Annotated in this window: 23 protein-coding genes; 9 read left to right on the plus strand and 14 right to left on the minus strand. The window is 63.7% G+C overall.

Annotated features, from left to right (window positions below):
• Positions 1-346 precede the first annotated feature (346 nt).
• From IF10I1_RS11260 to IF10I1_RS11275, 4 genes are all read right to left on the minus strand, one after another.
• Positions 347-874 carry a glycine cleavage system protein R gene (locus IF10I1_RS11260; protein ID WP_123193466.1) on the minus strand — a complete coding sequence of 176 codons (528 nt, stop codon included), beginning with the start codon at positions 872-874 and terminating at the stop codon, positions 347-349.
• A 92-nt stretch (positions 875-966) separates the two neighbouring features.
• Positions 967-1,380 carry a carboxymuconolactone decarboxylase family protein gene (locus IF10I1_RS11265; RefSeq protein ID WP_186392853.1) on the minus strand — a complete coding sequence of 138 codons (414 nt, stop codon included), beginning with the start codon at positions 1,378-1,380 and terminating at the stop codon, positions 967-969.
• 121 nt (positions 1,381-1,501) lie between these two features.
• The gene (locus IF10I1_RS11270; protein WP_186392854.1) at positions 1,502-2,932 is read right to left on the minus strand and encodes a PepSY domain-containing protein; all 1,431 of its coding nucleotides are present in this window, start codon (positions 2,930-2,932) and stop codon (positions 1,502-1,504) included.
• Between the two features lie 84 nt (positions 2,933-3,016).
• Positions 3,017-3,436 carry a DUF2946 domain-containing protein gene (locus tag IF10I1_RS11275; RefSeq protein WP_186392855.1) on the minus strand — a complete coding sequence of 140 codons (420 nt, stop codon included), beginning with the start codon at positions 3,434-3,436 and terminating at the stop codon, positions 3,017-3,019.
• 553 nt (positions 3,437-3,989) lie between these two features.
• Here IF10I1_RS11275 and IF10I1_RS23090 point away from each other — a divergent pair.
• The 3 genes from IF10I1_RS23090 (at position 3,990) to IF10I1_RS11290 (ending at position 4,950) form a co-directional block, all read left to right on the plus strand.
• Positions 3,990-4,118 carry a hypothetical protein gene (locus tag IF10I1_RS23090; RefSeq protein WP_256387916.1) on the plus strand — a complete coding sequence of 43 codons (129 nt, stop codon included), beginning with the start codon at positions 3,990-3,992 and terminating at the stop codon, positions 4,116-4,118.
• Positions 4,115-4,552 carry a cobalamin biosynthesis protein gene (locus tag IF10I1_RS11285; RefSeq protein WP_186392857.1) on the plus strand — a complete coding sequence of 146 codons (438 nt, stop codon included), beginning with the start codon at positions 4,115-4,117 and terminating at the stop codon, positions 4,550-4,552. Before IF10I1_RS23090 ends, IF10I1_RS11285 begins: the two co-directional genes overlap by 4 nt.
• A gap of 68 nt (positions 4,553-4,620) precedes the next feature.
• Positions 4,621-4,950 carry a hypothetical protein gene (locus IF10I1_RS11290; RefSeq protein WP_186392858.1) on the plus strand — a complete coding sequence of 110 codons (330 nt, stop codon included), beginning with the start codon at positions 4,621-4,623 and terminating at the stop codon, positions 4,948-4,950.
• Between the two features lie 21 nt (positions 4,951-4,971).
• On the opposite strand, the gene IF10I1_RS11295 is transcribed toward IF10I1_RS11290, so the two are convergent.
• The 5 genes from IF10I1_RS11295 to cyoA all read right to left on the minus strand — a co-directional run bounded on the left by IF10I1_RS11295 (position 4,972) and on the right by cyoA (position 10,415).
• Entirely contained in the window at positions 4,972-5,682 is a 711-nt protein-coding gene (locus IF10I1_RS11295; protein WP_186392859.1) for an SURF1 family protein, read from the minus strand.
• Positions 5,683-6,163: 481 nt separating this feature from the next.
• The gene (gene cyoD / locus IF10I1_RS11300) at positions 6,164-6,565 is read right to left on the minus strand and encodes a cytochrome o ubiquinol oxidase subunit IV (RefSeq protein ID WP_186392860.1); all 402 of its coding nucleotides are present in this window, start codon (positions 6,563-6,565) and stop codon (positions 6,164-6,166) included.
• Positions 6,565-7,188, minus strand: coding sequence for a cytochrome o ubiquinol oxidase subunit III (gene cyoC / locus IF10I1_RS11305; RefSeq protein ID WP_186392861.1), 624 nt, complete (start codon positions 7,186-7,188; stop codon positions 6,565-6,567). Before cyoC ends, cyoD begins: the two co-directional genes overlap by 1 nt.
• Before the next feature lie 5 nt (positions 7,189-7,193).
• Positions 7,194-9,197, minus strand: coding sequence for a cytochrome o ubiquinol oxidase subunit I (gene cyoB / locus IF10I1_RS11310; protein WP_186392862.1), 2,004 nt, complete (start codon positions 9,195-9,197; stop codon positions 7,194-7,196).
• 12 nt (positions 9,198-9,209) lie between these two features.
• Positions 9,210-10,415, minus strand: coding sequence for a ubiquinol oxidase subunit II (gene cyoA / locus IF10I1_RS11315; RefSeq protein WP_094463439.1), 1,206 nt, complete (start codon positions 10,413-10,415; stop codon positions 9,210-9,212).
• Positions 10,416-10,655: 240 nt separating this feature from the next.
• Between cyoA and IF10I1_RS11320 the strand changes: the two genes are divergently transcribed.
• Complete coding sequence (locus tag IF10I1_RS11320; protein WP_122519146.1) at positions 10,656-11,984, plus strand: MFS transporter; 1,329 nt, start codon at positions 10,656-10,658, stop codon at positions 11,982-11,984.
• 73 nt (positions 11,985-12,057) lie between these two features.
• Here IF10I1_RS11320 and IF10I1_RS11325 read toward each other — a convergent pair whose 3' ends face one another.
• From IF10I1_RS11325 to IF10I1_RS11335, 3 genes are all read right to left on the minus strand, one after another.
• Positions 12,058-13,389, minus strand: a complete 1,332-nt coding sequence (locus IF10I1_RS11325) for a cobyrinate a,c-diamide synthase (protein WP_208977348.1) — start codon at positions 13,387-13,389, stop codon at positions 12,058-12,060.
• Positions 13,386-14,258 (minus strand): uroporphyrinogen-III C-methyltransferase, encoded by an 873-nt coding sequence (cobA, locus tag IF10I1_RS11330; protein WP_186424271.1) that lies wholly within the window; start codon positions 14,256-14,258, stop codon positions 13,386-13,388. Before cobA ends, IF10I1_RS11325 begins: the two co-directional genes overlap by 4 nt.
• 128 nt (positions 14,259-14,386) lie before the next feature.
• Positions 14,387-15,196: a WecB/TagA/CpsF family glycosyltransferase gene (locus IF10I1_RS11335; RefSeq protein WP_208977347.1), complete on the minus strand. Its 810-nt coding sequence runs from the start codon at positions 15,194-15,196 to the stop codon at positions 14,387-14,389.
• A gap of 329 nt (positions 15,197-15,525) precedes the next feature.
• Here IF10I1_RS11335 and IF10I1_RS11340 point away from each other — a divergent pair, with 329 nt between their 5' ends.
• Positions 15,526-17,538 (plus strand): GumC family protein, encoded by a 2,013-nt coding sequence (locus IF10I1_RS11340; RefSeq protein ID WP_186415307.1) that lies wholly within the window; start codon positions 15,526-15,528, stop codon positions 17,536-17,538.
• On the plus strand, positions 17,516-18,889 hold the full coding sequence (locus tag IF10I1_RS11345; RefSeq protein ID WP_186392865.1) for a UDP-phosphate alpha N-acetylglucosaminyltransferase: 1,374 nt from the start codon (positions 17,516-17,518) through the stop codon (positions 18,887-18,889). Before IF10I1_RS11340 ends, IF10I1_RS11345 begins: the two co-directional genes overlap by 23 nt.
• Positions 18,890-18,903: 14 nt before the next feature.
• Here the strand turns inward: IF10I1_RS11345 and IF10I1_RS11350 are convergent, their stop codons facing one another.
• A complete protein-coding gene (locus IF10I1_RS11350; protein ID WP_186392866.1) occupies positions 18,904-20,061 on the minus strand; it encodes a glycosyltransferase family 4 protein in 1,158 nt (385 codons plus the stop codon).
• Positions 20,058-21,143: a polysaccharide deacetylase family protein gene (locus IF10I1_RS11355; RefSeq protein ID WP_208977346.1), complete on the minus strand. Its 1,086-nt coding sequence runs from the start codon at positions 21,141-21,143 to the stop codon at positions 20,058-20,060. Before IF10I1_RS11355 ends, IF10I1_RS11350 begins: the two co-directional genes overlap by 4 nt.
• 226 nt (positions 21,144-21,369) lie before the next feature.
• On the opposite strand from IF10I1_RS11355, the gene IF10I1_RS11360 reads away from it, so the two are divergent.
• The 3 genes from IF10I1_RS11360 to IF10I1_RS11370 are packed head-to-tail and all read left to right on the plus strand — an operon-like array spanning position 21,370 to position 25,129.
• Complete coding sequence (locus IF10I1_RS11360; protein ID WP_186392867.1) at positions 21,370-22,602, plus strand: glycosyltransferase; 1,233 nt, start codon at positions 21,370-21,372, stop codon at positions 22,600-22,602.
• On the plus strand, positions 22,599-23,975 hold the full coding sequence (locus tag IF10I1_RS11365) for a lipopolysaccharide biosynthesis protein (protein WP_186392868.1): 1,377 nt from the start codon (positions 22,599-22,601) through the stop codon (positions 23,973-23,975). The genes IF10I1_RS11360 and IF10I1_RS11365 overlap by 4 nt, the downstream gene beginning before the upstream one ends.
• The gene (locus IF10I1_RS11370; protein ID WP_186392869.1) at positions 23,975-25,129 is read left to right on the plus strand and encodes a glycoside hydrolase family 5 protein; all 1,155 of its coding nucleotides are present in this window, start codon (positions 23,975-23,977) and stop codon (positions 25,127-25,129) included. Before IF10I1_RS11365 ends, IF10I1_RS11370 begins: the two co-directional genes overlap by 1 nt.
• The last annotated feature ends 39 nt before the right edge of the window (positions 25,130-25,168 follow it).

Here is a 25,168-nt window from a genome sequence, read left to right on the forward strand (position 1 = left end):
CGCACGTTGCTGCTGCGCGGATCAGGCAAAGCTTCAAAACAAGCGGCAAATCTACTCATCGCAACCTCCCGGGACGGAGAACTCATGAATCGATTTGCCTCAGTAAAACAACCCCTTATTCGACATATGCGATTCCCCTGCCCTGGTGGGGAGGGGTGAGGGGTGGGGGGCTCTGACCTTGCAAATATCTGAAGCATCGATGTTTTTCTGAAGAGATATCGACAGGAACGGGCGTCCTGAAACAATGAGTTCCCTGCCAGACGGAAAGGCTTTCCCCCCACCCCTCACCCCTCCCCACAAGGGGGAGGGGGGCTGAAACGCCGTGCCGTGGTGCCCAAACAGCCTCTCAGTCCTCCGTGTCCTCGCTCATCTCGATGTCCGCCATGATGTCGGCGGCAATCGCCTGGATGGCGGCTTCGAGGCTGGCGATGCTGGTGCTGTCCGGAAGGATCAGGTCGGCGCTGGCACGGAAGAGCAGTTCACCCGACATGGAGCCCGGGGAGACGATTGTTTCCAGCGTCTCGATGCTGGCGCCTTGCGCGGCAATCACCTGCGTGACTGCACGCAGGATGCCCGGCTGGTCCTGACAGACCAGATCCAGCCGCAGACGGCGCCCGATGGCGCCATTGCCGCCACCGCCGCGAACCACACTGACGGAAATGCCTTGTTCCGACAGCGCAGCAAGAGCTGCTTCCAGCTCCGCCGCCCGGTCTTCCGGCACATCGACGCTGACGATGCCCGCAAATTCGCCGCCGAGGCGCGCCATGGAGCTTTCCAGCCAGTTGCCGCCTGCTGCGGCGATGACACCGGCCAGCGCATCCACAAGGCCCGGCCGGTCCTTGGCAATGGCAGTCAGAACGATATGGCGGCCCATGGCTTTTCTTCCTCTCGATGTGTCCGGCAGGCCGTCATACGGCCCACCCCTTCTGCTCGCACCTTAGGCATGCTCCGGGCTGGAGGCAAAGCCTATCGGGCGTCTGCGCCCGCATCAAACGCAGGATCAACGGGAACCTGCAGCGCCGTCACCAGATGGTTGGTCTTGGCGGCAAGGCCGATGACGGACAGCAGCTCGCCATATTGCGCCTCGCTCATGCCCTTGGCGCGGGCGGCAGCGGTGTGCGAGTGAACGCAATAGGAGCAGCCGTTGGCCACCGATACGGCGATGTAGATCATCTCGCGGGTGAGCGGATCAAGGCTGCCTGGCGCCGCCATGACCGCCTTCACCTCGGCCCATGTGCGCTCCAGTGCGGCCGGGTCAGCCGCCAGTGCCCGCCAGAAATTGTTGATGAAATCGGTGCCGCGCGTCTTGCGGATATCGGCAAAGACCGCCGCCACCTGCGGCCCGGCCTCTGCATCGGAAATCAGTCTGACTGTCGCCATGTCGGTCCTCCCTTGGACGGTCAGACTAGACCGCTTTATGGCGGCAGGGAAACACCTGCTGACAAAGACAAAAGGGCGCGGCAATCCCCTGCCGCGCCCTTTCATCATCATGCCCTCAGGCTCAGCGCAGGGCGCGGGCCAGCGGCGAAATGCGGGAAATGACCAGAATGTCCAGCGCCAGCACCGCGATCAGCGTCAGGCCGACCAGCGGGAAGAACAGGGACACGGCCAGCATCACCAGCATGGCGCTGCGCCAGTGCGGCAGGTTGGCCGGCACCTGCGGCGCGAACAGACGGGCACCGCCGCGCGCCGGGCGGCGCTTCCACCACAGAACCACCGAGCTGAGGGACAGGAAGATCACCGACAGGCAGATCACCGTGTTCAGGGCAAGGTTCCACAGGCCCGTGAGCCCCATGTGCAGCGGAACACCGACGGCCATCACCTTGCCTGCAACCGAGTAGTCCTCGAAGCCGACGCTGGCGAGAATGCGGCCCGTATAGCGGTCCACATGCACGGTGCGGTCGGAGAAGGGATCAGCCGCGTCCGAGCTCATGGTGTCCTGGTTGATGGTCCAGACGCCGGTTTCGCCCTTCGGATAGGAGATGCGATAGCGGGCGTTGAAGCCCACGGCCCTGGCCAGCGAGGCAAGGCTGTCGATATCGACGGCAACGCCCGGCGCCACACCGATCACGCCGCCGGTGGAACCGGAGGCAGGCATCATCGTCTGTTCCAGAGCCCAGGGCACATTGGCAACGCCGTCATGGTTCAGGGCTTCGGCATGGGTGATATCAGACAAGGGCACGTTGTCCCACTTGGCAGCGGGGAATGTGCTCCAGGCCTGTGTCAGCTTCGAGCCCCAGACGCCCGTCCAGGACATGCCGGAGAGAAGGAACAGCAGCAGGAAGGCGGAGAGATAAAAGCCCACGGTGCCATGCAGCGTCTTCCAGAAGGCACGGCCCTTCTGATTGAAGCGCGGCAGCAGAACGGCGCCGAGCCCGCCCTCGCGCGGCCACCACATGTAAAGGCCGGTGATGATCAGGATGATGCCGAAACCGGCGGCGATCTCCAGCATCCGGTCTCCGGGCGTGCCCAGCAACAGGTCGCTGTGGATGTTGTCGGCCATGTCGTACCAGCCGGCCCGGCGGCCCCAGGTCTCCACCACATCGCCCGTGTAGGGGTTGATTGCCACCATCTCCTGTCCGGCATCGGTGCGGATACGGAAGACGCCCACCCGGTCTTCAGCCTGCGGGCTGAGCCATTCCACCATGGTGCCGCCGCCAAGCGCGGCAACGGCCTTGTCCGCCTGTTCGGAGACAGCCAGCGCCACCGCACCCTGCGGCACGTTCACGCGGATGTTCTCGCCATCCCGGCCATCGAAGTAGCCGATGTACATCATCATCATGCCGGTGACGGCCAGAATGCAGAAGAAGGGCACGACAAACAGGCCCGCATAGAAATGCCAGCGCCAGGCGGCACGGTAGAAAGCTGCGAGAAGAGAAGCATCGGCGGCGCGGTCTGCGTCCTGCGCGGTGCCGGAAACAACATCGGTCATGGTCTGATCCTCATGGCCGGAGACGCGCGCTTCAAGGCACGCAGCATCAACCGGTAGGGTGTTCTGGAATGAAAGGTGAGGGGATCAGATCAGAACGGGCGGCGCGCGCGCCCCGGCACCGGCATATATGCCCGCCGTGTGGCCTGCATTGTCGAATACAGAGAGAAGACGCCCCCCGGAGAGAACCGGCAGAGGCAGGGCGGGAGAGGCTTCAGGAGTGGCCAGTGCCAGAACGGCAGAGAAGGAACAGGGCGCAGCCTGCCCCTTGCCCTTGCGCTGGTCTTCCGGGCCTGCGGGCTTTTCCTCGCCAGACGCATCCATCGTCATGGTCTGCAGCCCTTCCATCATGGATGGAGAGCAGATGACGATCGTAAACTCGCCGCCGCTGGAACGGCCGGGCATGAAACCGGCTGGGATGAGAGCATGAAACAGCACGGCGAGCAGTGCAATCCACACCGCCAGCACGCGCGCATCATGGCGCAGATCTGTCCATAGGGAAGACAAATGCGTAAGCCCCCAGCCTGCCCGGTGCAAGCTTTCCTCTCTTGCTGTCTAGCCGATCACCTCCTTTGGAACAATAGGGGAAACCCGGACCTTGCGAGGACAGGATGGCTCAACTAGGGTCGGGCCTGACGGCGCGCAGGGGCTCTTGCGCGCTCTTTTTCCGGTGTGTGACCTATCCGGCGCGGCTTCTGGCGGCGCCCCGCCAGCAGGAGAGACTGACGTGAAGGGACTGGGAAGCAGGCAGGGCAGAGGACTGGGCAATGGCCCTGATGGCTCCGGTCTGCCAGAGGGCGAAACAGGCACCCTGCCATCCAGACGGCGGGCGGGCGTATCTGCGCTTGCCAATCAGGCAGGGCCGCTGCCCCGGCAGGCTGCGCCCTCCCCCGCACCTGAAGCTCCGGCTCCCATGCGGTCAACCCGCAGCGCAGCAGCGGCGCCTCAAGGCGTGCAGGCAAGCAAGGCTGGCAACCCGAAGGGGCTGAGGTCCCTCGGTTTCCTGTCTCACGGCGGTTCGGCCTCCGGTGAGCCCCCCCGCAAGGCAAGGGGGCGCAAGATGCATACGCAGGTGGTCACGGCACCGCCCGCCCCTGACGAAGCCGCCAAGCCCGGCGATCTTTCCATAAGGCCCAAGCGCCTGCCTTCCCTGCGCGAGGAAAAGGCGCAGGACAAGCAGGACCCATGACCGCCGGAGCCGCATCCGGGCACCAGCCACACGGGGCCCGGCGGGTGATTGTTGGAGCAGGCTGCAGCCAGGGCTGCGCTTCTGCGGAGCTGATCAGTCTGGCGGGCGCCGCATTGGAGGAGGCAGGCCTTCCGGCGGAAGCTGTTGCCGCCGTCGCCACTCTGGACCTCAAGGCCGGGGAGACGGCCATCGGCGCGCTCGCGGCGCATTTCGGCGTGCCGCTGCTTGCTTTCGGCGCAACGCGGCTGGAGCAGGAAACGCCGCGTCTGGCCACCCCTTCGGCGCGTGCTTTTGCAGCTGTCGGCTGCCACAGCGTCTGCGAGGGCGCCGCGCTGGCCGCCGCAGGACCGGGCGGGCATCTGGTGCTTGCCAGACGCAAGTCAGCACGGGCGGCCATCGCTCTGGCTGCGGCCATGGCATTGCCACAAGAATAGGCAAGAGAAGGACTGCAAGTCCCTGTCCAGAAGGGCGGGACGCCTTGCGAATGATGGGAACCTCAGACATGTCTGCGACAAAATATGCCCTGATCGCCCTCACCCTCGCCTCTGGCGGCTGCGCCGCAACGACAGGCGAGAAGCGGGCGGAAGGCACGGACCAGCCGGTTGCGATCACCAGCACCGCCTTCGACCGCCAGTGCCCTGCCAATGCCGGCGGCATCGTGATCCGCAACAACACGGCGCAGAAGCAGAGGGTGACCTACGAGCGCTCAGGCAACCGCAAGAAGCCGCTGCGGGTCGCCGTCAACATCGCGCCGGAGCCGGGCAGCAAGTGGATCGGCTGCGAGGGCGACGGCTACAGCTACCGCGTTCTGCGCCACGCACCGCGCAAGTGAGCCGCCACGGCAGGGGAAGCGTCAGTCTTCCCCGCTCCTGCGGAACGCCCAGAACAGCAGGAAGGCAAGGCCGCCGGAGAGGGCGAACCAGGTCAGCGCATATTGCAGGTGATTGTTGGGGAAGCTGACGACGGTGAGCCCGCCAATGGGCAGGCTGCCAGCCGCCCCCTCCGTCACACCCGCATCGAGGAAGTAAGGCGCGGCCTCGCCAAGCCCGAGGCTTTGCGCCATGGCTGCCGTATCGCGCGAGAACCAGCGCCCGCCTTCAGGATCATTGGAACGCAGGAAGGCGCCATCCGGCTGGCTGAGGCGCAGAAGGCCTGAAACCTCAACCGCTCCCTCGGGGCGCGGCCGGTCTTCCGGGTTCTGCCGGTCCTGCGGCACGAAGCCCCGGTTCACGAACAGCCGCCAGCCGTCCTGCGTCTCGAAGGGTGACATGACCCAGAAGCCGGGTCCGCGCGCCGTGACCGCCATCACCAGCAGGTCGGCTTCCGGCAGGTAATGACCGCGCGCGGTGATGCGGCGGTATTCGGCGCTGTCGAAGGTGATTTGCGGCCAGTCTGCCGGACCGGGCGCGGCAACGGGCTGCGCCGCAAGACCGGCCTCAACCCGTGCGATGAGCGCATTCTTCCAGCCAAGCCGTTGCACCTGCCAGATGCCAAGGCCGGCCAGGATGACCACGGCCAGAAGGCCGGGGCCAAGAAGCAGCCATTTGCGCGTTCCGGCAGACATCACGCCTCCTCTGGCTGGCGTTTTACGGGCACTCGACAAGAACCGCAGAACCCCTCTCCCTGTTGGTCTACAGCATGCACACATCGTGTTTGAAGCCAAAGACGGTTTGGGGACAGGCAGCAGTCTGGTTACTCTGGTGCGGCGTTTCAGCCCCCCTCCCCCTCGTGGGGAGGGGTTAGGGGTGGGGGGTAAGCCTTTCCGGCTGGCAGGGTGTCCATTGATTTCAGACAGCTGCTCCTCGTGAGGCCTTTTCAGCTATCTATCTGTTTTTCATATAGTTTTCTGCTAATTCCCCCCACCCCTCACCCCTCCCCACCAGGGGGAGGGGGGCGGCACGCGTCCCCCCGAAAAGCAAACGTCTCATTGCGGGCAGTTTCCAGACCTGATGTGTGAATCTGGTAGCCCTCGTGGTGGAGGAGGAAGGGTCCCTTTACCAGAGGTAATGCAGATGCCTCTTGCAGGCATCTGCATCATATCAGGATCAGGAGCCGAAGCCCTGCATCTGGGTGTGGTCCATCTGCGGCATCATGTTGGTGTTGAGGTTGTACATCACCCACAGGGAGCCAGCGAGCATGATCACCACCACGATGACGGTGAAGATCATCGACAGCATGGTCCAGCCCTCATCCGAACGGCTGTTCATGTGCAGGAAGTAGACCATGTGCACGAGGATCTGCACGACGGCGAAGCCGATCACGATCACCGCCGTCACCGCGCGGCTTTCGAAACCGCCGGTCATGACGATGGCGAACGGGATCGCCGTCAGGATGACCGACAGAATGAAGCCGATCAGATAGGACTTGTAGCTGCCGTGGTCATGGCCAACGTTGCCCTGCCCATGATCGCCATGATGGCTGTGGGGTTTGATGGAATGTGCGGACATCAGATCATCCCCAGAAGATAGACGAAGGTGAAGACACCGATCCAGATCACGTCGAGGAAATGCCAGAACATGCTGAGGCATTCCATGCGCCGGGTGTTGGCCGGAATGAGACCCTTCCGGTTCACCTGAACCATCAGCGTCACAAGCCAGATGGAGCCGAAGGCAACGTGCAGGCCGTGGGTGCCGACCAGCGCGAAGAAGGCCGACAGGAAGGCAGAGCGCTGCGGCCCGGCCCCCAGGTGGATCAGATGGTGGAACTCGTAGATTTCCAGCGCAAGGAACGCCAGACCCAAGACCAGCGTTACCGCCAGCCACATCTGCATGCGGGCCTGACGGCCCTCATACATCGCCAGCATGGCAAAGCCGAAGGTGATGGACGACACGAGCAGGAAGCCCGTGTTGATCGCGATCAGGGTCAGGTCGAACAGGGCCTTGGGGCCGGGACCGGCCGCATAGCTCTGCCCCAGCACGCCGAAACAGGCGAAGAGGACTGCGAACATCAGGCAGTCGCTCATCAGGTAGATCCAGAAGCCGAGCTTGGTCGACGCGCCTTCCGGATGATGATGCGGCTCGGTTTCCCAGTAGGTTGCGGCAGCGCCTGCCGAATGGGCCGTGGTGCTCATCGGATTCAGGCTCCAATCTTCGCAAGTTCGAGATCACGGGCACCTTCCACCCGCTCGACCTCATCGACCGGCACGTAATAGTCGCGGTCATAGTTGAACGTATGGGCAATCGCCACGGCGATCAGCGCCAGGAAGGACAGGGCCGCCAGCCACCAGATGTACCAGACGAGGGCAAAGCCGCAGAGCGTGGCAAGACCCGAAAGGATGACACCCGTGCCGGTGTACCGCGGCATGTGGATCGGCATGTAGGCTGCCTTCGGGCGCGTCTGACCGGCCTGCTTCATGTCATGCCAGGCGTCCATGTCATGCACCACCGGGGTGAAGGCGAAGTTGTAGGCCGGCGGGGGCGAAGAGGTTGCCCATTCCAGCGTACGGCCATCCCAGGGGTCGCCCGACAGGTCCATGTTTTCCTTCCGCTTCCAGATGGATACACCGATCTGGACAAAGAAGGCGGCGATGCCGGCGGCGATCAGCGCAGCACCTGCGGCGGCGAGGATGAACCAGATCTGCAGGTCCGGATCATCGAACACCCGCATGCGGCGCGTCACGCCCATCAGGCCGAGGATGTAGAGCGGCATGAAGGCCAGCCAGAAGCCGACAACCCAGCACCAGAACGACACCTTGCCCCAGAACACATTTAGCTTGAAGCCGAAGGCCTTGGGCCACCAGTAGGCGATGGCGGCAAAGCAGCCGAACAGCACACCGCCGATGATGACGTTATGGAAATGCGCCACCAGGAACAGCGAGTTGTGCAGCACGAAGTCGGCCGGGGGAACGGCCAGCAGAACGCCCGTCATGCCGCCGACCGTGAAGGTCAGCATGAAGGCGACAGTCCACATCATCGGCAGTTCGAAGCGCACCCGGCCCTTGTACATGGTGAAGAGCCAGTTGAAGATCTTCGCGCCTGTCGGCACGGAAATGATCATCGTGGTGATGCCGAAGAAGGCATTCACCGAGGCGCCCGAGCCCATGGTGAAGAAGTGGTGCAGCCAGACGAGGTAGCTGAGAACCGTGATACAGACCGTGGCATAGACCATGGAGCTGTAGCCGAACAGCCGCTTGCCGGAGAAGGTGGACGTGACTTCCGAGAAGACGCCGAACAGCGGCAGGATGAGGATGTACACTTCCGGGTGACCCCAGATCCAGATGAGGTTGATGTACATCATGGCGTTGCCGCCAAGGTCATTGGTGAAGAAGTTCGTGCCGATGTAGCGGTCAAGCGTCAGCAGGATCAGCGTCATCGTCAGCACCGGGAAGGAGGCGACGATGAGCACGTTGGTGCAGAGCGAGGTCCAGGTGAACACGGGCATGCGCATCAGGGTCATGCCGGGGGCGCGCATCTTGATGATGGTCACCAGCAGGTTGATGCCCGATAGCGTTGTTCCCACACCGGCAACCTGCAGGCCCCAGATGTAGTAATCGACACCCACCCATGGACTGTAGCCAATGCCCGACAGTGGCGGGAAGGCCAGCCAGCCGGTCTGCGCGAATTCACCCACGAAGAGCGAGGCCATGACCAGCACGGCGCCGCCGACCGTCATCCAGAACGAGAAGTTGTTCAGGAAGGGGAAGGACACATCGCGCGCCCCGATCTGCAGCGGCACCACATAGTTCATCAGGCCCGTGACGAAAGGCATCGCCACGAAGAAGATCATGATGACGCCATGAGCCGTGAAGATCTGGTCATAGTGGTGGGCGTTGAGATAGCCCTCCGAGCCGTTGAAGGCCCAGACTTGCTGGATGCGCATCATGATGGCGTCGGCAAAGCCGCGCACCAGCATGATCAGCGCAAGGATGATGTACATGATGCCGATCTTCTTGTGATCGACGGTCGTGAACCATTCCTTCCAGAGATAGCCCCAGAGGCGGAAGTAGGTCAGGCCCGCAAGAAGCGCGATGCCGCCCACCGCCACAACGGCGAAGGTTGCCCAGACGATGGGGTCCTGGGGGATTGCACTCCAGTTGAGGCGCCCCAGAAGAAATGTGGTCGAGTGATCTATCGTGGCCATGCCCGGATCCTGTCAGAGCTGGGGCGCAGAGCCGGAGAACGGCAGTGCGTAAGTGATGGAACGGTCATCGCGCTGACCGAAGAGCGAAGCAGGCTGGGAGAGCCCGTGGCCGCGCAGCGGGCCGGAGATGACGGGGCGTGCATCTGCCCAGGCCGGCTTCACCGACAGCATCTGCTGCAGTTCTTCGGTGGAGCAGAAGCCAACCACCTGGAACGGCGCCCAGCCCAGCACCGGCGCGCGGGTGCCGCGGCGGTCATACTTGTCATAGATGAGCGAGGACATGTTGACGGTGCCGGCAAGACCGGTGCCGCCCTGTGCATCCAGCGCCATCATCTCGGCCATGCAGATCTTGCCGTTTTCGACGCACATGTTGACGATGCGCGGGAAAAGCTCCGGATCGACGCTGGCGAAGGTGGCCGGTGCCACGTTCTCGCTGGGGCGTTCCAGCTCCAGATAGGACGGGCGGTCAAGCGTCTGGTCCCCTGCACGTGCAGCCTCGACCCAGGCCTCGAAACCGGCGGCATCACTCGCCAGAGCCTTGAAGCGCATGCCGGAGAAGCCGGCGCCGGAGTAGTGCGAGGCGAGACCCTGATAGGTGCCCTCTTCGTTGAAGACGCCGTGCAGCGTCGTCTGCATGCCCGGCATCGCATAGATCATGCCGGCCATGGCGGGAATGTAGAAGGCGTTCATCACTGAGGAGGAGGTCAGCGTGAACTGGATCGGCCGGTCCACCGGCGCCGCCAGCTCGTTCACCGAAGCCACGCCATATTGCGGGTAGATGAAGAGCCACTTCCAGTCGAGAGCTACCACCTGCACCTGCAGCGGCTCCACGTCCGGGCTCACCGGCTGACCCTTGGCGATGCGGTCGAGCGGGCGGTAGGGATCAAGAAGATGGGTGCCAACCCAGGTGATCGCGCCCAGCGAGACGATGATCAGCAGCGGAATGGCCCAGATGACCAGTTCCAGCTTGGTGGAATGCGACCATTCCGGCTCGTAGGCCGCCTTCCTGTTCGCAGAGCGGAAGTGCCAGGCGAACCAGCAGGTCAGCAGCATCACCGGAATGATGATGATCAGCATCAAGAGCGTGGAGATGACCAGCAGGTCGCGCTGTTGCGCTGCAACATCACCGGATGGTGCAAGGACCTCGGCCTTGCATGCGGACAGCAGCAGAAAGGCGCCGCACGCAGCGAGTATTCTCGGGAGGCGAAGCTTCGACATGGTTTACCCCGACAGTTTGCCGCACCCGTCAGCTGCCTCCCCCCGAACGCAAACTGACGCGATTTGATCTTGCGCAATGCACCTAGAGCGATTTTGTGCGTGCGCACATACGACAATTTGTCACCTGTAAAAAAATTTCGCACTGCGGCATTGAGCCCTAAATACGTATTTACCGGTGCAGCAACAGGCCGCAGGCTTGCAGCCGCACTCCGTCAGTCCTCATGAAAGTGGCCGGATCCGATGGCGAACACAGCCGATATCTCATCCACGAATTCCTCTTCGAGCGGGCGCGGCACGTCGGAGCATGATGTCTCCCCGTCCGATATCGCGGTCGGCGTGATCATCGGGCGCACGTCGGAGTTCTTCGACTTCTTCGTTTTCGCCATCGCCTCGGTCATCGTGTTTCCGGCACGGATTTTCCCGTTCGTTGATCCGCTGACCGGCACGCTCTGGTCTTTCGCCCTCGTGGCGCTTGCCTTCGTCGCCCGTCCGCTGGGCACGGCGATGTTCATGGCGCTCGACCGGCGCCATGGCCGTGTCACCAAGCTGACGGTGGCGCTCTTCCTGCTCGGCACCTCCACGGTGGCCATGGGCCTCGTGCCGTCCTATGAGACGGCGGGCTGGTGGGCCGTCGGCATGCTGGTGCTGCTGCGCTTCGGCCAGGGCCTGGCTCTGGGCGGCACGTGGGACGGTCTGGCGCCGCTGCTGGCCATTACCGCCTCGAAGAGCAGCCGTGGCTTTTACGCCATGATCCCGCAGCTTGGGGCCGTCGCCGGCCTTGCGGTTGCGGCAGTCATGTTTGCCTATCTGGTGATGACGCTGTCTTCCGCCGACTTCCTCGACTGGGGCTGGCGCTATCCGTTCTTCGTGGCCTTCGCCATCAACGTGGTGGCGCTGTTTGCCCGCCTGCGCATTGTCGATACGCCGGAGTTCACCGAGCTGTTCAAGTCGAACGAGCTGACGCCGACGCGGCTTTCCACCACCCTGTCGCAGGATGGGCGCACGATGCTGGTCGGCATTTTCGTGCCTCTGGCGAGCTTTGCCATGTTCCACATGGTCACGGTTTTCCCGCTGTCGTGGATCTTCCTCTACACCGATGAGACCCTTGGCTCGTTCCTGCTGATCGAGGCTGCCGGAGCCGGGCTTGGCATCCTCGCCATGCTGTTCTCCGGCTGGCTGTCCGACCGTATCGGCCGCCAGAAGATCCTCGTCTGGGGCGCCTGGGCCATCGCAGCCTTTGCCCTCAGCGCGCCGCTGCTGCTGAATGGCGGATCGGCCGGTGTCACGGCCTATCTGATGATCGGCTTCCTGATCCTCGGCTTCAACCTGGCCCAGTCCTCCGGCGCCGTGGCATCGCTCTTTGACCAGCGCAACCGCTACACGGGTTCGGCCTATGTTTCGGCCCTGTCGTGGATGTTCGGCGCAGGCTTTGCGCCGCTCTGCGCGCTGCTGCTCTCCACCTGGTTCGGCCTCTTTGCCGCTGGGCTCTATCTGCTCTCGGGTGCTGTCTGCACGCTGCTGTCGCTGGCCGTGGCCCGGCAGATCGCCCTGCAGCCGCGCGAAGGCTGAGCGGCGCACCATTGAAACAGAAAGGCCGCCGGTTCATGCCAGAACCGGCGGCCTTTTGCATGTCCGGGAGGGATCAGACGCGGGCGATCAGATGGGCATATGAGCCCGAAACCGTTCCGCACCGCAGCCCCATTGCAGGAAGTTCATCCCCCAGCGCATCACGGGCGGCAAACAGCCGCTCAGCCTCGCCCTCATGGATGATGCTGGCGTAGTGGAATTCGTGCCCGGCGAGCGCCGCGCCTTTTTCCACTCCCCCAAAGGGCAAGCCACCCAGCGCGGTCAGCCGCCGGTAGCCCAGATGCAGCTTGCGCGCGGCAAAGCTGGTGACGAGCGGCAGCAGGCCTAGCATCGCATGCCTGTCACCGCCTGCATCGATCAGGCCCTCGCCCAGCACCATGTAGCCGCCGCATTCGCCGTAAACCGCAGCGCCGCGTTCCGCCGCCTGCTGCATCCCGGCCTTGAAGCGGGAGGCTGCCGCGAGCCGGCCTGCATGAAGCTCCGGATAGCCGCCCGGCAGATAGACCGCATCGGCCCCTGCGTCCGGCGCCTCGTCCGCAAGGGGCGCGAAGGACAGGATTTCAGCCCCCGCCGCCTGCCAGCCTTTCAGAAGGTGCGGATAGGCAAAGGCAAAGGCAACGTCACTGGCAACGGCAATGCGCTGCCCTGGAGGCGGCAGCAGAATGGGCCAGCCGGACGGCACACCCTCAGCTACCGCAAGCGGACGGGCAAGCGCGGCCAGCGATGCAAGGTCAACGGAGCGGGAAGCGGCATCCGCTGCTCCTGCAAGAAACTGCGTCAGATCCTCCCGCTCGGAGGCCTGTACCAGCCCCAGATGCCGTTCGGCCAGAACCAGCGCCCCGCTGCGCGGCACCTCGCCCAGCACCGGCAGGCCAAGTGGGGTGAGCGCCGCCCGGAGCATGGCACCATGCCGGGCAGAGCCCACCTTGTTGAGGATAACGCCCGCCACCTCCACATCGGCGCGGTGATCGCGGAAGCCGCGCACAACAGCGGCCACCGACTGCGCCTGACGGCCGCAATCGATCACCAGCACCACCGGCACACCCAGCGCAGCCGCCACATCGGCGGCACTGCTGGAGCCATCGGAAGCGCCATCGAAAAGGCCCATGGCCGCCTCGATCAGCAGCAGATCTGCCCCCTGCCCGGCTTGCGCTGCAAGCTGGCGCAGCACGGGCGGCGGCATGGAGAAGGGGTCGAGATTGACGGAAACCGCGCCTGCGGCTGCCTCATGGAACTTCGGATCGATGTAATCCGGCCCGCATTTGGCCCCGCGCACGGCAAGGCCGTTGCGCCGCAGGGCGGAGAGCAGGGCAAGGGTCAGTACCGTCTTGCCCGAGCCGGAGGACGGCGCAGCCAGCATGAGTGCAGGCGGAAGAGGCGGGCTCATACGCCGTTGCCTGCAGCCTGCTGCGGATCGCCGGACAGGCCCAGCGGATCGGACACGAGCACCCGCCCCGCCATGGCGCCGATCCAGTCGAGCCCCTCACGCAGGCGCACCACTTCGCCGACACAGACGATGGCGGGCGGCTCCAGCCCGGCAGCCTCTGCATCCTGCGCGCAGCGGCCCAGCGCTGTCACCAGAACCTTCTGGTCCGGCTGCGACGCATTGCACACGATAGCCACAGGCTCATCCACAGGCCGTCCAAAGGTTATCAGCGCCTGCGAAATCTCCGGAAGATGCTTCATCGCCATATACATGATGATCACCGGCGAGCCTTCGGCGATGCCCTTCCAGTTGATCGCCTCCGGTGCAAGACCTGTCTGGTCGTGCCCGGTCAAGAAGGTGACCGCCTGATTGGTGTCGCGGTGCGTGGCCGGAATGCCCGCATAGGCCAGACCGCCGATGCCGGCGGTGATGCCGGGAATGATGCGGAAGGGCACATGCGCGCCGGCAAGGCCCAGCGCCTCCTCCCCGCCCCGGCCAAAGACGAAGGGATCGCCGCCCTTCAGCCGCAGCACCCGTTTGCCCTCGCGGGCAAGTTCAATCAAACGCAGGGTGATGTCGCGCTGCTTTGGGCTCGGCTTTCCGCCGCGCTTGCCGGCATATTCCAGCAAGGCGCCGGGCCGGGCGAAATCGAGGATGCTGGTATCGACCAGTGCGTCATAGACCACGGCATCTGCCTGTTGCAGCCCGTTGAGGGCATGAAGCGTCAGAAGCCCCGGATCGCCGGGGCCGGCACCCGCCAGCCACACCCAGCCGGGTTCGAAAACCGGAAGGGCAAGCGGCAGCGCAAGGGATGTGGCAGAACGTGTCATGCCCCCGTTCTACCCGCCTTGCCGCCAGCGGCCAAGCCGGATGCACCGGCCTCCGCCGAATGTCTGATGCAGCGGCCACAGATGTCCGTGCGGAGGACCTTGCGCTCTCGTGCGAACCGGAGCGGGCGTTACAGCAGAGGCATGGCCCGGCCACCCGGCCGGTCACGGCGGGCTTCGGCGCGCAGCCGCAAGACAGCAGAAAGGAAACGGTAGATGCCGACCGTGTAGCGCTTGCCCAGGCGGCGCGGCTCCTGCATCAGGCGGAAAAGCCACTCGAGACCCGCAGCCTGAAGAAAGCGCGGCGCCCGCACCACTTCCCCGGACAGGAAATCGAACAGAGCTCCAACACCGATGCAGATGGTCGGATTAAGCTTGTCCCGGTTCTCGACAATGAAGCGTTCCTGCGCCGGATTTCCCATGCCGACGAGCAGCAGGTCCACATTGGCGGCGTTGATCCGCGCAATGACCGCATCCCTTTCTTCCCGCGCGAAGTAGCCGTCATGGAAACCTGCGACGTGATGCTGCGGGTAATGCGCAGCAATATACTCTGCCGCTCCTGCCACCGAACTCGGCTTTGCTCCCAGCAGATAGATCCGCAAGGGCAGCCCAATGTTCTCCAGAATCGCGGGCACAAGGTCGGTGCCGTTGAGATTTGCCGGAAACGCCTTGCCCGTGATGGCACGCGCAGCAATGTCTACGCCGATCCCGTCATTGAACAGCGTCATGCGGGATAAGGTCTCCGCATATTCCGGATGATCAAGAGCCTGCAGGACCGTGTGCGCGTTGCAGATGGCGACATCCATCTTGATCCGCAACAACTGGGATGTGCGCAGCATATCAATGGCCTGCGCGCGTGATAATCTATTGATACCAAGCGGACCAATTTGCGCGACCCCAGCCCCCAAAGGCATCCCCAAGGTCAATTCAGGCATCAACATCCCCAGCGCCCCACATCAACAGAGTTTTGCATGAGGGAAACTGGCTAAAACAACTCAACAACGCCTTAACTCCCAAGACAAAGGCATTTTATAGATTACTGGCCGTCAACGCCACCCCAAGAATTCTTACATTCTCGTCATGGTTTCATTTACCATGACGCCCCGGTCCGTTTGCAAACGCTAGGGTAGCCTCAATCCGGGATAGCACCGCATTTTCCAAATGTTAATCATATCTCTTCATCTTTTCTAACATTACGGCACGGGCATGCCCGCCGCCCCGGTCAGCTCCAGAGGTTTGCCGCCCATCGCCTCGCCAACGGTTTTCAGTCATGGTTGAAGTTTCTGACATTCCGGCAATTCTCGCGCGCCGCCTGCGGTGGATCATTGTTGTTCCCGCGCTGCTGACCGGCTTGGCTGTGCTTTTCGCGCTGACGCGTGCTCCAGCCTACACGGCGTCGGCCGAACTTCTCGTGGAACCGCCGAGCCTGCAGATCCTTGGGCGGGAGTTCTCCGGCCGGGAAGGTGCATCACCTCTTGAGGGTTTCGACGTGGACAGCCAGGCCTTCGTGCTGATGTCCACCCCGGTTCTTGACCGGGTGGTGTCCTCGCTTGAGCTGGAAAATGATCCGGCCTTCTCCGGCAAGGGGTTGCGGCAGACCTTGCTGCCTTTCCTGTTTTCCGCGCCCGATCCCGCAGGCCGGCGGATGGCGGTGATCGAGGCGCTGCGCAAGCGGCTGCAGGTGCAGCGGATCGAAAAGACCTTCATCTTCCAGATCGCCGCGACACATCCCAACCGGGACCGGGCTGCCGACATCGCCAATGCCACCGCTGCGGCCTATCTGGCGGAAGCCGCCAAAGCCCGGTCGGAAGGCTTCCAGCGCACCAGCCAGTCGCTGAAGACGCAGGCCGACCAGCTGCAGGCACAGGTGCAGCAGGCCGAGGCTGCGGTGGAGAAATACCGCGCCGAAAATGGCCTGATCTCCACCACACAGGGCGGCCTTGTGGTGAACCAGCAGCTGCAGGACCTCAACACCCAGCTGACACAGGCGCGGGTGGACCTGGAAAAGGCCAAGAACACCTTCGAACTGATCCGCCGCCTGAGCCCCTCCGACATCGAGGCGGGAGCCATTCCGGTGGATGTGGCCAACACGGTGCTGAGCTCGCTGCGGGTGCAATATGCGAATCTTGCCGAGCAGGAGGCCCGCGCTTCCACAACACTGGGCGCCAATCATCCGCAGATGCGTGAGATTGCAGCGCAGATGCAGAACACCCGCCGCCAGATCTCGGATGAGCTGTCCCGCGTCCAGCGCAATATCCGCAGCGACTTCGAGCGGGCGCAGGCCAATCTCAACGGACTTGAGGCCCGGATTGACCAGCTGAAATCCGCCAATTCCACCCAAAGCCGGGCGCAGATCGAATTGCGGCAGCTGGAGGCGGAGGCCGACACACGCCGGGGCGTCTATCAGCTCTTCATGAAGCGCGCGCAGGAACTGGCCGAACAGCAGAACGTGACGGCCACCAATTCCCGCATCCTCTCCGCTGCCCAGCCGCCGCTCTCGGCCAACGGGCCGTCTTCCGTGCTCATCATCGCCGCTGCAGCCATCTTTGGGCTTGTGCTGTCCGCAGGCGGGGCTGTCGGCGCCGAGATCGTCAGCGGGCGTCTCAACTCCGAGCGGGACCTCGTGGACTGGACCGGCGCTCCCGTCCTCACAAACCTGCCGGTTCTGGCAACCGCCCCCGCACGCAAGCTTCTGGGCAAAAGTAGCGGCAGCAAGCCGCTTGCCTTGCGCAACGAGGCGCAGATGGGCATGACCCGTGTCGCCTATGCCCTGCGCTATGCTCTGTCGGAAGAGCTTCCCGCCAATATTCTCATCCTGCGCACTTCTGACATGCTGGACACCCGGCCTGTCGCCCGGGGCATCGCCGAGGCGCTGCATGAGATGAACGAGGATGTGCTGCTGGCCCAGGCCCTGCCGCAGTCAGAACAGGGCACGCCGGACGACCGGCCCAAGCCGCGCAAGGGCGATCTGGCCAGGACAACCGGTGAAGCACCGGAACGCAATGCCGCCCTGTCGCGCTATCTCAGCGTCGAACGGGTCAATGAACGGCGCAAATACGCCGGGCCCGCCTCGCTGATGGACGAAGGCCAGGATTTCCTGCTGATCGACTGCGGCCCGTCCGAGAGCAATCCGATCCTGCCGGTGCTTCTGAAGAACTGCGATGCCATCGTGCTGGTGAGCCAGCTGGGCGCCACGCGGATGGCGGACCTCGACCGGGTGCTCGCCTATATCCAACCCTGGCAGGACCGGGTGATCGGCAATGTCGTCCTTGAAGCGGCCTGACGGAACGGCCCACGCCCGTTTCCGCCTGCCCCCGGCCGGCGCAAGGGCGCTCCCCGCACGTCCGCAGGAGCGCAGCCCCGCCTGGCTGATGGCGGTTTATGCCGTCATCTTCGGCACGCTGATCTTCAACCTTGGCCTTGCCTTCCTCAACACCCGGGTGATGGGCATCTCGCAGAACCATGTGGTGCTGAGCGAGCTGCTGCTGACCGCCTGCGCCCTGCTGCTGGCCATGACACGCCGGGTAAACCTCTATGTGGTCATCGGAGTCTACCTGGCCTACATGCTGATGATCATGGCCCTGCGCGGGGTCATTGATCCCAAATCGGTGCGCGATGCGCTGGTGCCGGTGATTTTCTATTTCATCGGCCGCCAGATCCATGACATCCGGCAGGTGGACCGGCTGGTGCTCTGGTCGGCCCTGCTCGTCATCGCCGTCGGCCTGATCGAGTACCTGTTCCTCGACCTGTTTCTCCAGAACATCAACATTTTCGACTATTACGTCGCACGCGGCACGATCACTGCAGACAGCAATTTCCTCGGTGAGGACAGTCCCCTGTTCCACAGCGGTGTGCGGCTTGGCGGGCGTAATTTCTTTGCCTTTCTTGGCACCCACCGTGTTTCGTCGGTGTTCCTGGAACCGGTGTCGATGGGCAACTTCGGTGCCTTTCTCGTCATGTGGGCGGTGTTCCGGCAGGACATGCAGGGCCGTCTGCTGCTGTTTGCACTGGCCTTTGCGGTGATCATCCTCGGCGATGCCCGCTTCGGCATGTTCGTGTCGCTGAGCTTCTTCCTCATCGCCCCGCTCAACCGCATCACCCCGCGCGCCGTGCTGGTGGCAGCGCCCATCCTGATCGTGCTGCTGCTCATCATTTATGCCGCTGCCAGCAACAGGCTCGGCTGGGACGACACGCTGACAGGCCGCTGGCTCTACTCTGGCCAATTGCTGATGAAGCTGGACTGGAAGGGCATTCTCGGCATTTCCACCATGGAGACCTATCTGTCCGACAGCGGCTATGCCTTTGCCCTGTTCCAGACGGGGGCCATCGGCCTTCTGGGCCTTTGGGTGCTCTATGTCTACGCCCCGGCCGAATCGGATGCGGGCTGGCGCTTCAAGGTGCTGATGGTCGCCTACATCTGCCTGCTGATGATCGTGTCCTACTCGCTTTCGACCATCAAGACCGGCGGTCTGCTCTGGCTCTGCGCCGGGGCTGCCGATGCCTGGAACGGCAAGCACCCTGCCGGAGCCAACCGCCTTGCCATGCCCGCCCTGTTCCGCCGCAAGCGGCCTCAGCCCGCCGTCTCCAGCCGCTGGAAGCTTCCGCCCGGCTTCGAGAAGGGCCGCAAGGCCTGAGCGGCCCTGGATCACTAGGCAAGTTTCAAGGCATCCGCATAAAGCCGCTCATAGGCGGCTGCCGTTTCCGCCCAGCCGTGCTGGGCCGCCGAGGCAATGGCCGCCTGACGCTGCGCCGAAGGATCAGCCATCAGCGCCGTCCACGCCTCTTCCACCGCCTGCGCCGCCCTGGCCGGATCGCCAAACCCTGCGAGGCGGACCATCGGATGCTTGCGGGCGAGTGAAACGAAGGCCGTATTGGGCTCCACCACCGGCAGGAGACCGGCACTCAGCCCCTCGATCATGGCAACGCCGAAGCCCTCGTAATTCGAAGCGCTGACGAACAGGCTGCAGCTGCCCATGACCTCGCGGATACGGGCGTTGGACGGATTGCCGTGCAGCGACACCGCAGCGTCAAGCCCGCGCTCCGCGATCATGCCCCGCACATCCGCCTCGCTCCAGTCCGAGCCGCTGCCCGCGATGTGCAGATGCCACGCGCCGTCTTTTGCCAGCAGCACCTTCATCATGTCGAGGAGCGCATCGAGCCGCTTGTTGTGGGAGAAGCGGCCGATGGTCATCAGCCCCTTCACCGGCACGGGCGAGGCAGCGCCGCCGAATTTTTCCAGATCCGCCGCATTCTCGATCAGCCGCACGCGGGAAGGCGCAATGCGGGAGAAGGTCGCCAGATCGCTTTCGCTGCAGCAGGCGATGCCCCGGTAACGGCTGGCGGAAAGCCGCGTGACGGTGTTGAACCAGAGCGTCTTCAGCCGCTTGTGATCAGCAGTATGAAAAAAGCCGCCATGGGTGGTTGCCACCATCGGCGTGCGGCGGAAGGGCGATGTCCAGGCAAGGCTGTCGAAGAAGAAATCGACCGCATGCACGTGGATGAGATCGGCTCCCGCAATTTCAGCGAAAACGGACGGTGCCACCGGATAGCGCGGCGAGCCCCGGAACGGAATGCGCCGCACCTCGAAGCCGTCAATCATCTCCTGCGCAGGCAGCAGACGGTCCGGCTCGATGAACAGGCGGTTCAGCGTCACCACCTTCACCCGGCCAAAGCGCCCGGTCTGGCGGCCTGCGAGATTGCGCACCACATCCTCCAGCCCGCCGATCATCGGGTAGAACTGGCGCACCACATGGACAATCGTCTTGCCTGCGAAAGGCGGAACAGACGCGGGAAGCTGTGCCGTCATGAAGAAGGTCCTGAAGTTGGGCGCGTGTGCACGGCGGGCTCGCCCCAGCCGCTGCGCAGCGCCCGGAAAACACCATGGGCACCGCTCAGCGCCTGCGGCACGGCATGAGCGGCGAACTCGCCATTCTGCCGTGGCCAGAGCCAGCGCGCCTGCGCATGTTGCGGAAAGAGGCAACCCGGTTCAGTGGTTACTGCGCCATGGAAGCCAAGCCTGCGCAGGATCTCCGCCTCCCGGGTGCCGCTGATCGACGGCGCGCCATAGGGATAGGCGAACCAGCGGACCTCATGGCCGAGCAGGGCTTCGAGATAGGTCTTGTTGGCGGCGATATCCGCCTCCGCTTCAGGCTCTGAAAGCAGCGCCAGCGCCCGGTGGGTGGTGGTATGGGCACCGATCTCGACGAGCGGGTGCCGGTCGATGGCCTTCACCTCATCCGTCGTCATCGCCAGCCGCTCCACGAGGCCCGGCATGTCCAGCCCGTGGGCCGCAAAGACATCCGGCAGCAGAGCGGCTCTGGCGAAATCCGCCCAGACCCAGGCGGTCATATGCTCCAGCGCCGCTGCCTTCTCAGCCCGGGTACGGCTCTCGATGATCTGGCCCATAGGCTCGATGGCGAGCCTGTCATGATGCAATGCCAGTTCGCGCAGGCCCAGCCACCAGGCATTGATGGACCGGTTGAGCATGTCCGTTGGCACGAAGATGGTGGCAGGCGCGCCGTGGCGCTCCATCACCGGCAGGGCCAGGTCCACGTTGGAGCGGTAGCCATCATCAAAGGTCAGCGCAGCGAAGGGGCGCGTATCCCCGGCCTCAAGCCGCCGCTGCGCCTCGTCCAGCGTAACAAACTCCCGGCCCTGACGCCGAAGTCCGGTCAGGATGGCTTCGAAATCATCGATCCGGCAGCCCTGCCCCAGCGTCTGTGCGCTGTCGCGGACGAATTCGTGGAACATCAGCACCACACCGCTGCCGCCATAGCGCCGCCCCACGGCGGCATCCAGACCAAGGCCATGCAGAAGGCGCGCGGTTCCCGAAAGAACCGACGCCCTGATCCTCGCCTTCAGGGGAATGCCGGGCACCACTGGTGTCATGAGGGCCTGTTTCCGTTTCCGATCTGCCGCATCCAGCTGCTGCCGTCATCTGCGGGAGACAATCGCACAGCTGTTTTAACAAGCGCTTGATCGCGCCCGTATTTACCGCAAGGTCAGATTTGGCCAATACGCGCGGCCTGTTCGTGTCTGCTCTGCGGCTGACCTTACGTTTCCTCAAGACTCCTCTGCTATCGAGGACCAACCGAAACGACGACGAGCCCAGACTATGCGCATCCTGATGGCCTGTGCCGCCTTCCCCCCCAACCTGCCCGGAGGAGCCCAGACGTCCTCCTTCATGCTGGCGAAGATGCTGCAGTCGCAGGGAGCGGACCTGACCGTCGTCAATGTGGGCGATACGGATGCGGAGGAAGAGGTGTCCGGCATCCGGGTGCACCGGATCGCCAGCCCGAATGTCTATTGGGACTACATGAAGCGCAAGGCAGGCTGGAAGAAGCCGGTCTGGCATGCTCTGGAGAACGGCAATCCCTTCGCCTTTGCTGCCATGCGCCGGCAGATTGCGCGCACGCAGCCGGATCTGTTTCTGACCGTCAGCATCGAAAACATCAATGTGGCAAGCTGGGCCGCGGCGAAGATGGCCGGCCTGCCGGTGGTGCATACGGCCTTCAATTCCTTCCTCATCTGCTGGAATTCGGTGATGCAGAAGCGGTCGGAAAATTGCGCACGCCAGTGTACCAGCTGCAAGCTGACCTCTGCGGGCAAGCGCGGCTTCACCCGCTTTGTCGACGGGGTGGTGGGAGAATCGGAGGATGTGCTGAACCGGCACCGGCTGGAGGGTTATTTCCCCAACGCGGAAATGCGCCGCATCCCCGCCGTGCTGCCCGGACTTCAGACCTCCGCGCCGCGCTCCTTTCCCAAGGGCCGGCCGCTCAGGGTCGGCTTTCTGGGGCTGCACAGCCACTTCAAGGGACTTGCCCATCTCGCCGGTGCCGCCCGCCTGCTGGCGGATGACCGCAGCATCGAGTTCCACATCGCCGGAGAAGGCGCCTCGCGGGACAATTACGCCGAAGAGGTCCGCGCCCGCTTTCCTCAGCACAATACGGTCTTTCACGGTTGGGTGAAGGCTGACGAGTTCCTTGCAGGCATCGACGTTCTGGCCTATCCGTCCATCGGGCGCGAGGCATTCGGCCGGTCATCGATCGAAGCCTTCGCCCATGCCATTCCTGTCATTTCGACCAATATAGGCGGCGTGGCCGAAAACATCGTAGATGGGATCAATGGGTTCCATGTTCCGCCGGCCGACGCAGCCGCCCTCAAGGAGGCAATCCTGAAAACTGCTGCTTGTGCAGACCGCTATGCCGCGCTGAGTGCCGGCGCGCTGGCCTCCGCCCGGACCTATCTGCCTGAGGTGATCGGACCGCAGTTCAGCGGCTTCCTGGACCATGTCCGCAGACGCAAAATGGCGGCGCTTCCGGTGCTGAAAGAGGCCGACGCCGAATGAATGCGCTTCGCCAATTGCTGTTGCGGGTCAATGTGAAGGAATTTCTCTGGTCGCTGGTCAGCCGGCTGGCCTCACCCGTGCTCAGCTTTTCCGTGCTGCTGATGGCCAGCCGCATGCTGACCATCGAGGAATATGGTCTCTACAACTTCCTCTTCTCGGTCGGCTCTTCGCTGGGCCTTGTGCTGGTGCTCGGCCAGAACGTGCTGCTGCTCAAGCATTACCGCAACACCGGCAATCCGGAAGATGCGCCCGGCAACGCGGCCCTGTTGCGGATGAATGCGGTCTGGCTTGCCGGTGGCGCCCTTTTTCTGGCGGCCGCCACGGCCCTTATCTATCCGTTCCGGCAGGGTCTTGAGCTGCATTATCAGGCCCTGCATGTGGCCTTCGTGTTCGCTGCGGTTTTTTCCGTCAGCGAGTACATGCAGTATTATTTCCGGGTGAAAGGCAATGTCGGACTGGCCCTGACGCCGCGCGAGAACATCTGGCGCATCCTCACACTTCTCTGCTTCCCGTTCTTCACCTGGACCGGCTTCATGGATTCAGGGGCCAGAGCGATGGAGATCACCACGGTGCTTCTGGTGCTGGTGGTTGGCTATCAGGTGCTGCGCATGCTGGCGCTGGAGGGCCGGGGCTTCCTGCGCCAGACGCATATGGCGGGCGGCAGCAGCCAGAAGCGGGAATGGACGCATGAAAGCCTGTTCTTCACCGCCAACAGCTTCTTCGTCTCGGCTTCGCTCTATCTGGAAACCATCCTCATCGGCATCTTCCTGAGCCTTGAGGCCGCCGCTTTCTATTTCGTCGCCTTCCGCCTTGCCGCGCTGCTGATGCTGCCCGTCACCATCATCGACACCGTCGGCGTGCCCATGGTTTCTGCAAAGCTGCAGGAGCGGAACACAGCTGGCGCGCAACGTCTGACCTCGATCCTCTCCGCCGCCAGCTTTGCCGGAACGCTGCTCGCCTATGTGTTCATGATGCTGATCGGCAAGTTTGCGCTTGGCTTGTTCGAGCCGAGCTTTGCCGAACATTTCAATGTTCTGGCGATTCTCTGCCTGCTGCCGGTGCTGCACTCATTCTTCGGTCCCGGCACCAACCTGATGATGATCGGCGGCGGCGAGCGCTATTTCCTGGCCATGCGGTCTGTCGCCTTTGCTTTCTATATCGGCGCGCTGGCGCTGGCCGCTCCGGTTTATGGCATGGCCGGAATCGCGGCCATCGGCACGCTGCACGCCGTTGCCGTGCTCTATCTCTGCCGTAACTGGTCGCTGAAGCATATGGGGGTGGACAACATGGCCAGCACCATCATCACCGTGCTGCGCGACTGGCGGCAGGGCAGCGTGGCAGGCTCCACCTCCGGCCCCAGGGACGGACAGTGATGGCAGGGCGCGCAGCGGCCGGGCCTGCGCCCGCAAGGCTCATCACCAGCCTGCTGGCCACCCTCTTGTGGCTGCCTGCTGTTTCCGCCGCATCAGCCCAGACCCTCACCTGCCTGCGCGGCGCCAATGTGGCCGGGGCAGAGTTTGGCGACACGGTTGGAAAGCTCGGCACCACCCATTTCTATCCGACGCAGAAGACCCTCACCTATCTGGCCGGCAAGGGCATGAACATCGTCCGCTTTCCCTTCAAGTGGGAGCGGCTGCAGCCCGAACTCTACGGCCCGCTGGATGACCGGGAACTGACGCCGCTTCTGGCCAGCGTTGCCATGGCGCGGCAGATGGGCTTCACCGTCATTCTCGACCCGCACACCAACGCCCGCTTTGCCGGCAAGCAGATCGGCTCGCCGGAGGTGCCAACCGCCGCCTTCGTGGATTTCTGGCGCCGCATGTCCGCCTTTCACGCGGGCGATCCTCAAGTCATGTTCGAGCTGCAGAACGAGCCGGATTACATGGATGCGGCCTTCTGGCTGCCCTCCGTCAATGCGGCCATCGCGGCGATCCGGGAAAATGGCGCGGACAACATGATCCTGGTGCCCGGTACCATCTGGACCAGCGCCTATCACTGGTTCGCGGAGCAAAACGGCGGCAGCAATGCTGAGGTGATGACCGGCGTCATTGATCCTCTGAACAATTTCGCCTTCGACATCCACCAGTATCCCGACCACGATTTTTCCGGCACCAACCGCACCTGCCCGGCAACGGATACGGCGATTGAATCCCTCAGCCGGGTGACGGACTGGCTGAAGGCCACCGGCAACCGGGCGCTGCTGGGCGAATTCGGCGGCACCGCCAGCCCGGACTGTCTCGACGCCATCGGCCGCATGGCCGGTTTCGTCAATGACAACCCGGACACCTGGATCGGCTGGACCTATTGGGCCGCCGGTGACTGGTGGGGCGATTATCCGCTCTCCATCCAGCCCGATGACAATGGCATCGAGCGGCCGCAGATGCGGGTGGTGCAGCGCTATATCCTTGATCCCGTGACCGGGAAGATCCCGGCCTGCGCTTCGCTGGCTCCGGCTGATGCATGGCAGCTGCGCGGCCCGGACGGGCACCAGAAAGGGACCGGTTCCGCCGATGCCCCCGCACGCTGATACTGTGACGGCACAGACCCCGGTTGCCCTGACGCATGA

The organism is Pannonibacter sp. I15F10I1, from assembly GCF_900185665.1.
Lineage (GTDB): Bacteria > Pseudomonadota > Alphaproteobacteria > Rhizobiales > Stappiaceae > Pannonibacter > Pannonibacter indicus.